General features: G+C 40.4%; 15 protein-coding genes. 8 read left to right on the top strand and 7 right to left on the bottom strand.

Annotated features, from left to right (window positions below; genetic code table 11):
• Window positions 1-14: 14 nt before the first annotated feature.
• The 3 genes from P767_RS0108895 to P767_RS0108885 form a co-directional block, all read right to left on the bottom strand.
• Window positions 15-428, bottom strand: a complete 414-nt coding sequence (locus P767_RS0108895) for an OsmC family protein (protein WP_026764230.1) — start codon at window positions 426-428, stop codon at window positions 15-17.
• Between the two features lie 66 nt (window positions 429-494).
• Window positions 495-1,211 carry a superoxide dismutase gene (locus P767_RS0108890; protein ID WP_026764229.1) on the bottom strand — a complete coding sequence of 239 codons (717 nt, stop codon included), beginning with the start codon at window positions 1,209-1,211 and terminating at the stop codon, window positions 495-497.
• Complete coding sequence (locus P767_RS0108885; RefSeq protein WP_026764228.1) at window positions 1,195-2,640, bottom strand: LptF/LptG family permease; 1,446 nt, start codon at window positions 2,638-2,640, stop codon at window positions 1,195-1,197. Before P767_RS0108885 ends, P767_RS0108890 begins: the two co-directional genes overlap by 17 nt.
• A 23-nt stretch (window positions 2,641-2,663) precedes the next feature.
• Between P767_RS0108885 and P767_RS0108880 the strand changes: the two genes are divergently transcribed.
• Entirely contained in the window at window positions 2,664-3,281 is a 618-nt protein-coding gene (locus tag P767_RS0108880) for a hypothetical protein (protein ID WP_026764227.1), read from the top strand.
• Here the strand turns inward: P767_RS0108880 and P767_RS0108875 are convergent.
• A complete protein-coding gene (locus tag P767_RS0108875) occupies window positions 3,278-3,661 on the bottom strand; it encodes an START-like domain-containing protein (protein WP_026764226.1) in 384 nt (127 codons plus the stop codon). The two genes, P767_RS0108880 and P767_RS0108875, sit on opposite strands and share 4 nt — an antisense overlap.
• 223 nt (window positions 3,662-3,884) lie before the next feature.
• Here P767_RS0108875 and P767_RS0108870 point away from each other — a divergent pair, with 223 nt between their 5' ends.
• The 7 genes from P767_RS0108870 to P767_RS0108840 all read left to right on the top strand — a co-directional run bounded on the left by P767_RS0108870 (window position 3,885) and on the right by P767_RS0108840 (window position 10,559).
• Window positions 3,885-4,757: a sigma-70 family RNA polymerase sigma factor gene (locus P767_RS0108870; protein WP_216593226.1), complete on the top strand. Its 873-nt coding sequence runs from the start codon at window positions 3,885-3,887 to the stop codon at window positions 4,755-4,757.
• Window positions 4,758-4,829: 72 nt separating this feature from the next.
• On the top strand, window positions 4,830-6,152 hold the full coding sequence (gene ffh / locus P767_RS0108865; RefSeq protein ID WP_026764224.1) for a signal recognition particle protein: 1,323 nt from the start codon (window positions 4,830-4,832) through the stop codon (window positions 6,150-6,152).
• Window positions 6,153-6,255: 103 nt separating this feature from the next.
• Window positions 6,256-6,717, top strand: a complete 462-nt coding sequence (gene rpsP / locus P767_RS19055; protein ID WP_316929604.1) for a 30S ribosomal protein S16 — start codon at window positions 6,256-6,258, stop codon at window positions 6,715-6,717.
• Window positions 6,718-6,796: 79 nt separating this feature from the next.
• Complete coding sequence (gene rimM / locus P767_RS0108855) at window positions 6,797-7,321, top strand: ribosome maturation factor RimM (RefSeq protein WP_026764222.1); 525 nt, start codon at window positions 6,797-6,799, stop codon at window positions 7,319-7,321.
• A 36-nt stretch (window positions 7,322-7,357) separates the two neighbouring features.
• On the top strand, window positions 7,358-8,545 hold the full coding sequence (gene dinB / locus P767_RS0108850) for a DNA polymerase IV (protein WP_026764221.1): 1,188 nt from the start codon (window positions 7,358-7,360) through the stop codon (window positions 8,543-8,545).
• A 78-nt stretch (window positions 8,546-8,623) separates the two neighbouring features.
• On the top strand, window positions 8,624-9,259 hold the full coding sequence (locus tag P767_RS0108845; protein WP_026764220.1) for a peroxiredoxin: 636 nt from the start codon (window positions 8,624-8,626) through the stop codon (window positions 9,257-9,259).
• A 28-nt stretch (window positions 9,260-9,287) separates the two neighbouring features.
• Complete coding sequence (locus P767_RS0108840; RefSeq protein ID WP_026764219.1) at window positions 9,288-10,559, top strand: metal-dependent hydrolase family protein; 1,272 nt, start codon at window positions 9,288-9,290, stop codon at window positions 10,557-10,559.
• A 3-nt stretch (window positions 10,560-10,562) separates the two neighbouring features.
• Here P767_RS0108840 and P767_RS0108835 read toward each other — a convergent pair whose 3' ends face one another.
• The 3 genes from P767_RS0108835 to rlmN form a co-directional block, all read right to left on the bottom strand.
• Window positions 10,563-11,273: an RluA family pseudouridine synthase gene (locus tag P767_RS0108835; RefSeq protein WP_037351705.1), complete on the bottom strand. Its 711-nt coding sequence runs from the start codon at window positions 11,271-11,273 to the stop codon at window positions 10,563-10,565.
• Entirely contained in the window at window positions 11,270-12,391 is a 1,122-nt protein-coding gene (locus tag P767_RS16510; protein WP_037351704.1) for a pseudouridine synthase, read from the bottom strand. The genes P767_RS0108835 and P767_RS16510 overlap by 4 nt, the downstream gene beginning before the upstream one ends.
• A gap of 62 nt (window positions 12,392-12,453) precedes the next feature.
• Window positions 12,454-13,497 (bottom strand): dual-specificity RNA methyltransferase RlmN, encoded by a 1,044-nt coding sequence (gene rlmN, locus P767_RS0108825; RefSeq protein ID WP_026764217.1) that lies wholly within the window; start codon window positions 13,495-13,497, stop codon window positions 12,454-12,456.
• Between the last annotated feature and the right edge of the window lie 38 nt (window positions 13,498-13,535).

The following is a 13,535-nucleotide window of genomic DNA, read 5'->3' as shown; positions in this document are numbered from 1 at the left end:
GCGATTCTTTCCATTTAAATCAGCTTCGTGCTATAGTTAATAGGGCAGTGTTTCGCCAACATGGCTGAAATGCCGCAATACTTATCCATCGACAAAGACACCGCTCTCTTTAACTTATCTTCATCTTCGGGCTTAACATCTGAATGATATACCAGATTAATATAAGTGAAGGTTTTGGGATGGTCTTCTGTTTGTTCTGCTTCAGCACTAACTTCCAGTTTGCTGAAATTCACTTTCATTTTATTGAGTATTTCAATCACATCAATGGCACTGCATCCGCATAATGAAGCCAGTAATAGTCTTTTGGGGTTCATGCCACTGTTCAAGCCGCCGTTTTCAACTGTTGTATCAATACGAACCGTATGTCCATCGTTTCCGATGGCATCAAACGCAAGTGCTTCTTTCCAATTTACTTTTACATCTATCATATTCTCTGAATTTCCAGGTTAGTTTTTTAAATAATTATTTTCAACAGTTTTATTGTTCAGTCACCATTACTTTAACTGACTGCCTACAAAGTCCCAGTTTACAATATTGAACCAGTTATTGATATAGTCAGGTCTCTTATTCTGGTATTTTAAATAGTAAGCATGTTCCCAAACATCTAATGCCAGCAACGGTGTTCCTTTTAGTTCGCTGATATCCATTAATGGATTATCCTGATTGGGAGTTGAACCAATTTTTAAATTACCCTCTGAAGTTTGTATCAACCAGGCCCATCCACTTCCGAATCTGTTTTTACCGGCATCCGCAAAAGCAGTTTTAAAGGCTTCATAAGAGCCAAAAGATTGATTGATGGCGGTTGATAATTTACCGGAAGGTTGATTGGCAGAACCGGGCTTCATGCATTTCCAGAAAAATTCATGGTTAAAATGCCCCCCACCATTGTTACGCATTTTGGCAGAGTATTTACTGATATTTCTCATGAGGTTTTCTAAAGACATTGTTTGTGGATTTACTTTTTCAGCAACACAGGCTTCAGCCAGATTTTTTGCATAGGCGGCTGCATGCTTGCTGTAATGTATTTCCATGGTCATTGCATCAATATAGGGCTCAAGCGCATTATATGCATAGGGCAATGGCTGTTGTTCAAAATCATTGCCTGCTGCAGCTACTACAACTGAAGGAATCAGGCTGATTCCAATCCCTGCTGCCAAAGCTGCTTTGCTGCTGTCTTTCAGAAACACTCTTCGGTTATAGGCCTTTTTCATGGCTATTTTTTTTCTTAAAGTTAGCTAATAATTTTCTTAGGCCTTTAAAGTTGCGGTAATAGAACTCCTGATTAAATAGCTGTGAATCATGCATGGCTTTATAAATCAGGAAAGCGCTTACCGGCACCAGAATAAATGTGCTTAACCACATACCTACCAGCGCATTGGTTTGACCTGAGCGGACAAATTTTTCTCCAAATGTGTTGAGTAGATGGAATAGCACAAAGAAGACGATGGCAAAAACCAGCGGCGTACCCAATCCCCCCTTACGGATAATAGAACCCAAAGGGGCACCAATTAAAAACATGACCAGGCAGGCTACCGACAAAGTGAATTTTTTGTGCCATTCAATTTCATGCAACTGCATGGAAAGATATTTGGTTTTGTAGTCTTCTGCCATAACACTCACCGATCCTTTTACTGTAGCCAGCTGATTAGAGGCAGCATCTAATAATTCCTGTTTAAGACTGTCTGGAAATAGTTTTGCCGGTTTTACTTTAGGCATTGGTTGTTTTACTTTTACCCAGCCTGTATCGGCAAATCGGGCAAAACGTAAATATGGACTCACTTCCTGATTCGATTTTTTCAGATAAAAAGTATCAATATGATCCAGGGAATCTATGGCCACATTCAGTTGACGCAGACTTAGCATTTTCGGGTCATAAAAAGCAGAGTCTTCGGTTTTATTCATCTGAAAACTTTTCAGATCAAAAACTTTCTTGTACTCTTTAAATCCCATGCGGGTAAACTCTGTATTCAATTCGCCCCTGGGGCCCTTCTCCTGATAACGCCAGCCATTCTTCAGAATAAATTCCAGAAACTGTTTGTCTTTTGAAACCCGCATCACACCACTTTCTGCAACCATCAAATTGTCCTGCAGATAATATCCTTTTTCAAAAATGACCACATCGTGAATAATGCTATCGTTTTGCTCTTTCTTGCCCAGCTTAATTACAAAGCCATCAATCTTATCGTAAAAAACACCTTCCTTAATGTCTATAGATGGTTTAGAAACAATGATATCGTATTTTAATGCAGATAATTTCAGTTGGGTAACCGGTATAATATTATTGGCGAATAAAAAGGCAACACCACAAACCAGTATGGTAAAAACCAGCAGTGGTCGCATAAACCGAATCAGTGAAATCCCTGCCGCCTTTATGGCAACCAGTTCAAATTTTTCACCCAGATTTCCAAAAGTCATAATGGATGAAAAAAGCAATGCCAGTGGTAAAGCCATTGGAACCCAGAACAAAGCAACCAGACCAATTAGTTTGAGTACGGTAAACAAATCAAGTCCTTTTCCTACCAGATCGTCAATATATAACCAGAAAAACTGCATGGTTAGTACAAACAGGGAAATGGCAAAGGCAGCTATAAATGGCCCGATAAAAGAGCGGATAATAAGTATGTCTAGTTTTTTTATCACAATAGCTGTCTTAATATTGCTGTATGAGCTACGCAAAAGTAACACTTTCACCAAAGGAACTGGAATTGGTTAATAATGCGGACTGGATTTTAACAAAGAACCATATCATTGGTAAAGTATATGATTTGTTCGGGGCACTGGGCAATTATTACAGACAGGAATGTACAACCTTTAAAAGCTTTCAGCATGAAACAGCTTTTGAAATCTCCCCTAAAATTTCCAAAGGAGAGCAATACGAACAATTGCCTTATGTAATGCTCGATTTTCCAAGATATTTTACAGAGTCTGATATTTTCGCCATCCGTACCTTTTTCTGGTGGGGAAATCATTGCAGCATACACCTGATTTTAAAAGGGAAATACCTCACAGAATTAGGTCCTTCCATTGATCGTTATTTTGAAATGTATGGTAAGTATGGATCGGAAACACAGGATTGGTATATAGGAGTAGGTTCCGACCCCTGGCAGCATCATTTTGAAAAGAACAATTATATACCCATGCAGGACTGGAATGGCTATAGTGTTACCAGGTTGCCTTTTTTGAAACTGGCAAAAAAAATCCCACTACAGGAGTGGGATGATATTGAAAATTTTATGAAGAGTCAGTTCACTAAAATGCTGACCATTCTTTCTGATTATTAAGAACCCAAACGGTGGAACAACTCTTTGGTTTGGTATTCCCATAACTGACTCTGATCCTTTATTTCAGCCTTTTCAGCAAAATCTTTAATAACCAGAATGGTCTGATTGGAGATTTCAGTCTTTTCAATTCTGAATTCAAAAAATTCGTTCTTGTCGTTGTGTAACCAGCGAAAACGGATGAACTTGTTTTCTTCTCTGTCCACTACTTCTGCTTTCTCCGGAACACCACCATCCCAGGAGAAACTGAATACATTTTCCCACTCATCTACTTTATCTGCGAACCATTCCTGCAGACCTGCAGGGGTAGATAAAAATTCATACAATATACCTGGAGAACATCTAACCGGAAATTCTAGTGTAAATAGTTGCTTCTTACTCATTATTACTCTTTTGCCAAATAGGTTGGTGCAATGATATTAAATAATACCTATTACCCAAATGTTTTTTTAAAAAATGCTATTTTATAGCAAACTATTAAGAATATATACCATTAATTAGCTGTTTAAATGCTTGAAAATCATTCATATAATAAATTATTTTAACAAAACTCAGGAAAATGTTAAATTAGGTATGCTCATTTTTTTATAACTAAAACCAGTTGTTATGGGTATGCGCCAACTCAAAATAACAAAGTCGATTACCAACAGGGAATCACAAAGCCTTGAAAAATACCTTCAGGAAATTGGAAAAGTAGAGCTGCTGGAAGGAGATGAAGAAGTGTTGCTGGCGCAAAAGATAAAACTGGGTGATACCCGTGCTCTGGATAGACTTGTTAAAGCAAATCTCAGGTTTGTAGTATCCGTTGCTAAACAATATCAGAATCAGGGTCTCACATTATCCGACTTAATTAATGAAGGCAATTTAGGGTTGATTAAAGCCGCTATGCGATTTGATGAAACCAAAGGATTCAAGTTCATTTCCTATGCTGTCTGGTGGATCAGGCAAAGCATCTTACAGTCATTGGCCGAACAAAGTAGGATCGTAAGGTTGCCACTGAATAAAGTGGGATTAACCAATCGGATTAGTAAAGCCTATCAGTCATTAGAGCAGGAATATGAGCGAGAACCCTCTCCTCAGGAAATAGCAGAATTACTGGATTTACCCATTGAGGAGGTAGCTGCCACCATGAAAGCCGGATTCAGACATATTAGTATTGATTCGCCGGTGGCTGAAGGAGAAGACATAACCTTAATAGATCTCCTGGAAAATACCAATGAAGCACAAACCGATGAAAAGCTTGCCTATCATGAATCATTGCACGTTGAAATTGAAAGAAGCCTGGGTACTTTAACCGACCGTCAGAAAAAAGTAATCTGCTTTTTCTTCGGTATAGGCGTAGACCGTGCGCTCAGTCTGGAAGACATCGGGTCTCGTTTTAATTTAACCAGGGAAAGAGTTAGACAAATCAAGGACAAAGCCATAAATAAACTCCGTGCCGCCAACCGGGCCAGGCAACTTCGCTACTATTTGGGCTGATTAAAATAAGGAATGCCCTCATTTTCTCTAAGCTAGTATATTTGCACCTCGTTCAACAACAAGTGTGATATCATGTTTCAGAATTTATCAGAGAAATTAGAATCAGCGTTTAAGAATTTAAAAGGGGAAGCCAGAATTAATGAGCTCAATATTGCCAATACGGTTAAAGATATCCGCAGGGCATTATTGGACGCTGACGTGAACTTCAAGATTGCCAAGGAATTTACAGATAAGGTAAAGGATAAAGCAGTAGGCTCAAAAGTGTTGAATGCCATCAGCCCCGGGCAATTGATGGTAAAAATTGTACAGGATGAGCTAACCGAATTAATGGGCGGACAGGAAGCTGCTTTTGAGGCAGAAGGCAGACCAGCCGTAATTTTGATTGCAGGTTTACAGGGTAGTGGTAAAACCACTTTTACCGGTAAATTGGCCAATTATTTAAAAACCAAAAAAGGCAAGAGCCCGCTGGTAGTAGCTGCAGATATTTACAGACCCGCCGCGATAGATCAGTTAACCGTTTTGGCAGAACAAATTGGCGTAAGCATTTACAGTGAGCGTGAAAATAAGGATGCGGTTGCGATAGCGCTGAATGCAATCAAGGAAGCAAAAGCAACCAATAAAAATGTAGTCATCATAGATACCGCCGGCCGTTTGGCTATCGACGAGTTAATGATGAATGAAGTGGCCAATATTAAAGCCGCTGTTAATCCCTCCGAAATATTGTTTGTGGTAGACTCCATGACGGGTCAGGATGCGGTAAATACGGCCAAAGCCTTTAATGACCGTCTTGATTTTACAGGTGTGGTTTTAACCAAGCTGGATGGCGATACCCGCGGTGGTGCTGCATTGTCTATTAAGTACACCGTCGACAAGCCCATTAAATTTGTGAGCAGTGGCGAGAAGATGGAAACCCTGGATGTGTTTTATCCGGAAAGGATGGCTCAGCGTATTCTGGGCATGGGGGATATCACCACTTTGGTAGAAAAAGCCCAGGCACAGTTTGATGAAGCAGAAGCCAAAAAGCTGGAAAAGAAAATCCGCAAGAACCAGTTTGACTTTCAGGACTTCTTAGACCAGTTGCAGCAGATTAAGAAAATGGGTAACCTGAAAGACCTGATGGGGATGATTCCGGGCGTAGGAAAAGCCGTAAAAGATATTGATATAAAAGACGATGCTTTCAAGGGGATTGAAGCCATGATTAGTTCCATGACTCCCTACGAAAGATCTAACCCCGATAGTTTAACCCCTTCCAGAAGGGCCAGAATTGCCAAAGGGGCGGGTAAGGATTTACAGGAGGTAAATGCCTTTATGAAGCAGTTTGAGCAGATGAAACAGATGATGAAAATGATGAATAATATGCCAATGGGTGGCCGTTTCCCCGGAATGAGGCGCTAAACTTTGGATAATTATCGGGAATCACCTAATTTCGCGTTCCGGTTTCTACCGGATAAACCCTATTATTAAAGCCTTTAAATGTCTATTTAAGATGGCAGTTAAAATGAGACTTCAAAGACACGGAAGTAAAAAGCGTCCCTTCTACTTTATCGTAGTAGCCGATGCTCGTGCACCAAGAGATGGTAAGTTCATCCAGAAAATTGGAACTTACAACCCACTAACTGTACCTGCAAGTATCCAGTTAGATCGTCAGAAAGCACTAGAGTGGTTAAACAAAGGTGCTCAGCCTACCGACACTGTTCGCAGAATCCTTTCTTTCAAAGGAGTATTGTACTTAAAGCACTTGTTGCGTGGTGTTAAGTTAGGTTTGTTTGATGATGCTACTGCAATGACCAAGTTCCAGGAATGGCACAACAGTCATGAAGCAAACATCACTCGCCGAAACAGTGAACACAAGAGTAAGCAATCTGCAAAGAAAGCTTATGTTCCTGTAGTTAAGAAAGTAGAAGAGAAGCAGGAAGAATCTGCTGCGCCTGCTGAGGAATCAGCACCAGCTGAAGCTTAATGCAAGCATTCATACGATTTGAGAAGGCCTGGTTTACCAGGCCTTTTTCATGTTCCTTATTCATTCATTAAATTGCACCATGCAAGATTATATTCATATTGGTAAAATGGTAGCCGTTTTTGGCGTAAAAGGCGAATTGATACTCAAACATTCATTGGGTAAGAAAACCAATCTGAAAGACGTAAAAGCCCTGTTTATTGAAGAAGTAAAAGGCTCATACATCCCATACTTTGTAGAAGCTGCAAAGGCAAAAGACGATGAAGAGTCCTACGTTAAACTGGAAGGCATTCAAAGCAAGGAAATGGCCGCTAGATTCACCGGTAAGCCAGTCTGGCTGCTGGATGCAGACTTTAGAAATCTGGCTGGAAAAAATGCACCTATATCATTACTTGGATATGAAATCATTACAGATGAGGACGAGAATTTAGGTCCTATAGAAGAAGTGATTGAACAGCCCCACCAGGTTTTGCTGCGGGTAACCCTGGAAGGAAATGAAGCGTTGATTCCCTTGCATGCAGAAACACTGGACAAGATTGATCGAGCTGCCAAAAAAGTATATGTTACATTACCTGACGGCTTGCTGGATATTTACAGGGGATTATAGTTTTTCCATCACATAAAAGGGTGATATTGCTTTTGTATGTCTGCACCTCAACGATATATTGCTCACTTAGACCTGGATTCATTTTTTGTAAGCGTTGAAATGATTAACAATCCTTCGTTGAAAGGAAAAGCGGTTATTGTTGGTGGCAGTGCCGATAGAGGGGTGGTAACTACCTGCAGTTATGAAGCCAGAAAGTTTGGTGTACGCAGTGCCATGCCTATGAAAAAAGCCATGCAGCTATGCCCACACGCCATTATTGTAAGAGGAACCAGAGGTGAGTATAGCCGTTACTCCAGATGGGTCACCGATATTATAGCAGCCAAAGCACCCTTATTCGAGAAAGCTTCCATAGACGAGTTTTTTATTGATTTAACCGGAATGGATAAATTCTTTGATCCTTTTCAATGGACCATTGCATTGCGGAATGAAATAATTGATCAAACCCAATTGCCTATTTCCTTTGGTTTGGCAAGCAATAAAATGATTGCCAAAATTGCAACGGATGAAGCCAAGCCGAATGGCTATCTGTTTGTTCAACCGGGTATGGAAAAAATATTTTTAGCCCCCTTGCCCGTAAACAAATTCTCAGGTGTTGGTGAAGCCATGCACAAAAAATTAAATGCCAATGGCATTTTTACTATACAGCAGTTAAGCGAAACATCTCCCGAGTTGCTGAATAAGTTATTTGGAAAAACCGGGTTGGATCTCTGGAAAAAATCTCAGGGTATTCATGAAGGATTGGTTCAGCCTTACCATGAGGCTAAATCTATTTCAACTGAAAATACTTTTGAAGAGAATAAAACCGAGGTAGCGTTTTTATTGAGTGAGTTGGTTCGTATGACAGAGAAAGTGGCGTATGAATTAAGACAGGATGGTAAATTAACTGGATGTATTACCGTAAAAATCAGGTACCCCGATTTTGAAACCACCACAAAGCAAACAAGTATTGCTTACACATTAAGGGATGACGAACTGATACCAGTGGCCATAGACTTATTTCATCAATTGTACAGAAAAGGACAACCTGTGAGATTATTGGGGGTGCGATTATCCGAATTGACTTCGCATATAATGCAGGGATCCTTATTTGATGAAACTGATAAAAAGGGGGAGCTCTACAAAGCCATAGATGCGGTTAAGAATAAGTTTGGCAAACAGGCATTGCAAAAGGCAAGGACGGTCAGAAAGCCGGCCAATGAAGGCCCAGATAATGCTACACCCTGATATTAAAAAATACTTAGTCCTTTATAATAGTCTATCAAACTAGTAGGAAATTAACTATTATTGCAAAAATTTTAAAGTATGGCACTTCGTCTTGGGGATATTGCTCCCAACTTTTTTGCCCAAACCAGTTTGGGCCCAATTGATTTTTATGAGTACCTGGGTAATAGCTGGGGTGTATTGTTTTCGCATCCTGCAGACTACACACCTGTATGTACTACTGAGTTGGGAAAAACGGCAGCCCTGAAAACTGAGTTTGAGAAACGCAATGTAAAAGTGCTTGCTTTAAGTGTGGATAGTTTGGATAAACATGGTGGATGGATCAATGATATCAATGAAACACAACACACGTTGGTTGATTTTCCCATTATAGCAGATGAGGATAGAAGCATTGCACACGCATACGATATGATACACCCGAATGCTTCAGAAACTTTTACAGTGAGATCGCTGTTTATTATTGGCCCGGATAAGAAAGTTAAACTGATGATTACTTATCCTGCTTCTACAGGAAGAAATTTCTATGAAGTATTGAGAGTGATTGATTCCCTACAGTTAACTGCACAATATAGTGTAGCTACACCTGCCGACTGGAAAGATGGGGAAGAAGTAATTGTGGTGCCTTCTATTAGTACAGCAGATGCTATACAGCGATTCCCCAAAGGTGTAACAGAAATCAAACCTTATTTGCGTTATACGCCTCAGCCCAATAAATAAAATTGGCTATCTTACTGAAAATCATTGTATGCGCAGAATCTTCTTCGGTCTCTTGTTTCTGGCAACTCAATCAGTTGTTGCACAGAAAACACTATTGCATTGCGGTCAGTTAATTGATGTTAAAAACGGAACACAATTGCCGCAAATGACCATTGTTGTGGAAGGCAATAAAATTATTGAAGTGCAGAAGGGATATACCCCTCCGGCTGCTGATCAGACTGTTATCAATCTGAGAAATCTAACCGTAATGCCGGGTCTGATTGATATGCATGTGCACATGGAATCTGAAACAGGACCTGCCAGCTACCTGAATGGGTTTACGTATAATCCTGCTGACTTTGCTTTTCAGTCTGTTGTATTTGCAGAGAAAACATTGATGAGCGGGTTTACAGCAGTAAGGGATTTAGGCGGCACCAATGTTAATATAGCCTTGCGCAACGCAATTAATAAAGGCTGGATAGTAGGACCACGCGTTTATACTGCAGGAAAATCCCTGGCATCTACCGGAGGTCATGCTGATCCTTCTAACAACTATAGAAAAGATTTAATGGGTGATCCGGGTCCAAGAGAAGGGGTGGTGAATAGTGTGGAAGATGCAGCCAAAGCGGTTCGCCAGCGATACAAGGACGGAGCGGACCTGATTAAAATTACGGCAACCGGTGGGGTATTAAGCATGGCCAAAGATGGCAGTGGCGCTCAGTTTACGGTGGATGAAATTAAAGCCATTGTACAAACAGCCAATGATTATGGATTTAAGGTTGCAGCACATGCACATGGAGCAGAAGGCATGAAGAGAGCCGTTTTGGGCGGGGTTCATTCCATTGAACACGGTAGTTATATGACAGACGAAGTAATGGACCTGATGAAGGAAAGAGGTACCTACTTAGTGCCAACTATTGTTGCAGGTAAATCAACAGCCGATTCAGCAAAGAAACCAGGTTACTATCCTGAAATTGTTAAAGCAAAAGCTTTGGTGATTGGAAATTTTATACAAGGCACATTTGCCAAAGCCTATAAGAAGGGCGTGAAAATTGCATTTGGTACAGACGCCGGTGTGTATGCGCATGGAAAAAACTGGCTGGAATTTCAATACATGAATGAAGTGGGCATGCCGGTATTGGAAGCCATAAAATGTGCAACTGTTAACGCTGCAGATTTATTGGGCGATGATTCTATCGGCAACATTGAAAAAGGCAAACTGGCCGATATCATTGCAGTTGATGGCAATCCTGAAAAAGACGTAACCAGTATGGGACGTGTAAGGTTTGTAATGAAAGGAGGAAAAGTGTTTAAGCAATAAACACTATCCCTTCCATTTTTTTAATTGTTGTAATACGGCTCTTAAGTCTTTTGGCAAAGGAGCTTCCAATGAATAAGCAACTCCCTCGTAGGAAAAATTAAGTTGAGAAGAATGCAAAGCCAGTCTGGATAAGATTGGCTTTTCTTCTTCCGCCACTTTAGCCAGTTTAAAATTCTTCTTGATAGAAGAAAGCAAAACCGGTTTAGGGTCTCCGTATATTTCATCACACACAATACTATGTCCTATATGATGCATATGCACCCTGATCTGGTGTGTTCTGCCAGTATGAATCTGGAAACGAACCCAGCTATATAGTCGGAATTGTTCCTGCACTTCATAGTCTGTTAATGAAGGTTTCCCTTTTACATGGGTCATCATCTTCGTGGTTTTCCCGGGATGCTCCATGATGGCTGCATCAATGCTTCCGCTTGGATTCATCATTTGACCCTGCACCAGACCCAGATAAAACTTTTCCATTTCGCGGCTTTCAAACAATGCTGAAAGTGCTTTATGTGAAGTTTCATTTTTGGCGAATATAATGATGCCACTGGTGTCTTTGTCTAAGCGGTGAACCGTATAAATCTGACCATACTTTTGTTTTAATAAATCCTTCAGGGAAATTTCAACTCCCATTCTGTCTGGGATGCTCAACAATCCGGAAGGTTTATTTACAGCAACAAAATCAGGGGTTTCTAAAATGATATCGATACTCATGCGGGATTCTCAGTCTTGTTTTTTCTTACGAATGATTTGTTCATGAATTTCAGCAAACGAACTTCTTTCTCGTTCAGAAAACGCCATTTGCTTCGCTCCACATTTTTCTTGGTAAGGTTGGCAAACATTACCCTGTCCAGCGCTTTTACGTCATAGCCAAGGTGTTCAAAAATTCTGCGCACAATTCTGTTTCTGCCGCTGTGAATTTCAATGCCCACTACATTTTTAGTTTTTGGATCTGCGTATCCTACTGAATCTGCGGCAACAAATCCATCTTCTAATGTAACACCACTGGCAATTTGATCCAGGTCTTTTTTGGTAACGGGTTTGTCAAGGGTTACTTCGTAAATTTTCTTTACTTCAAATGAAGGATGGGTTAGTTTCTGAGCCAGTTCTCCATCATTGGTCAATAATAAAACACCGGTAGTATTTCTGTCTAATCTTCCTACAGGGTAGACCCTTTCAGGAGTTGCACCTTTCACTAAATCCAATACCGTTTTTCTTCCCTGCGGGTCATTGGCTGTGGTAATAAAATCCTTGGGTTTATTTAACAATAAATACACGAGATTTTTTTGAAGAAAAATAGCCTTTCCTTTTACCACAATTTTATCTGACTGTGATACTTTATAACCTGGTTCAAAAATCTTATCTCCGTTAACCGTTACTTTGCCATCTTTAACCAGTTCGGCTGCTTCTCTTCTTCCGCAAACACCTGCATGTGCAATGTATTTATTTAAAGGCATGGGCTCACTGCCAACAGCTTTGGGTTTGTTTTCCGCATCTCTCGGATTGCCCGGATAGGTTGGTTTAGCCCCTTTATCTTTTGTGAATTTTTTATCGCCGGCTTTCCCTTCTTTAAAAGCTTTATAAGACCCGCTGGCTGGTCTTTCCGTTTTGTTTTCAGCAGATCTGCTGTTTCTGTTAGCCGGAGCTGCTGCTTCTTTCGGGCTCGTGTAAACTTCGCCTCGGGCCTGCGCTTTTTTCTTGGCTCTCATTTCTTCGCCGATGGCTCTGGCTTCTGCCTTGATTTTTCGTTTTTCCTGACGAATGGCTTCTTTAATAGCCGCCCCTTTTTTCTTTTCAGCAAATTTGCTGAAGTTGTCTGTTCTTTTTTGCATAGTGTCAATTTGCTGTTTTACAACAGGATGAATAATAATATCTGTATCAGTTTGCCTGGTCCTTAGCCTTTGTTAGCCAATTGTCCGCAAGCTGCATCAATGTCTTTTCCTCTGCTTCTTCTAAGTCTTGCATTTACTTTATTGGCAGCAAGAATATCCATAAAACGTTGTGTGTCTTCTTCGTCGGGTTTAGTGAATTTAAATGCATCAATACTATTGTATTCAATAATATTGATCAGGTCCGCAGGAATTTGTCTGTAAACCTTGGTAAGTTCTTCCGCATCTTTTGCAGAGTCATTCAGATTTTTAAACAGAATATATTCCAGTGTGATTTCGTTACCGGTTTTCTTATAAAAATAATTCAATGCCTCTGTAAGAACCTTAATATTATTGGTTTCATTGATGGGCATGATTTCATTTCTTTTGGCATCATTGGGTGCATGCAATGAGAGTGCCAGTTTAAATTTAACCTGATCATCTCCCAGCATTCTGATTTGCTTGGCTACGCCCGCAGTAGATACGGTAATTCTTCTGGGACTCATGAACAATCCGTCTTCTGCCGAAATACGCTCAATGGCTTTTAAAACATTGTTGTAATTCAGCAGGGGTTCACCCATGCCCATGAAAACAATATTGGTCAGTTTCTTTTCGTAAGCCGATTCACTTTGCTGATTTATCAGGACCACCTGGTCTACAATTTCATCGAAGTTTAAATTCCGCTTGCGTTGCATATAACCGGTTGCACAAAACTTGCAGCTTAAACTACAACCTATCTGTGAAGAAACACAGGCTGTTTTTCTATCGTCGGTTGGAATAAGAACCCCTTCAATCAAATGACCATCGTAGGTTTTGAATCGGCTTTTAATGGTGCCGTCATTGCTGTATTGGGTAGCATCTGTGGTTAAGGCAGGTAGGGAAAAATCTTCTGCCAACTTTAATCTGAGTGCTTTGCTCAGGTTGCTCATGGCATCGAAGCTGTGGGCATGTTTCTGCCAAAGCCATTCCTGTACCTGCTGCAGTCTGAATTTTTTCTCGCCGATGCTCTCGAAGTAAGTTTCCAGGCTTTCCTGGCTCTGGTGGCGAATATTGGGTAACAAAGCACTCATTCTGCAAAGATAACTTATATCTTGCAGCCTCAATTATA

It is taken from the genome of Sediminibacterium salmoneum NBRC 103935, assembly GCF_000511175.1.
GTDB lineage: Bacteria > Bacteroidota > Bacteroidia > Chitinophagales > Chitinophagaceae > Sediminibacterium > Sediminibacterium salmoneum.
The sequence above is the reverse complement of the archived record's forward strand: the minus strand, read 5'-3'. Positions and strand labels throughout refer to the sequence as shown.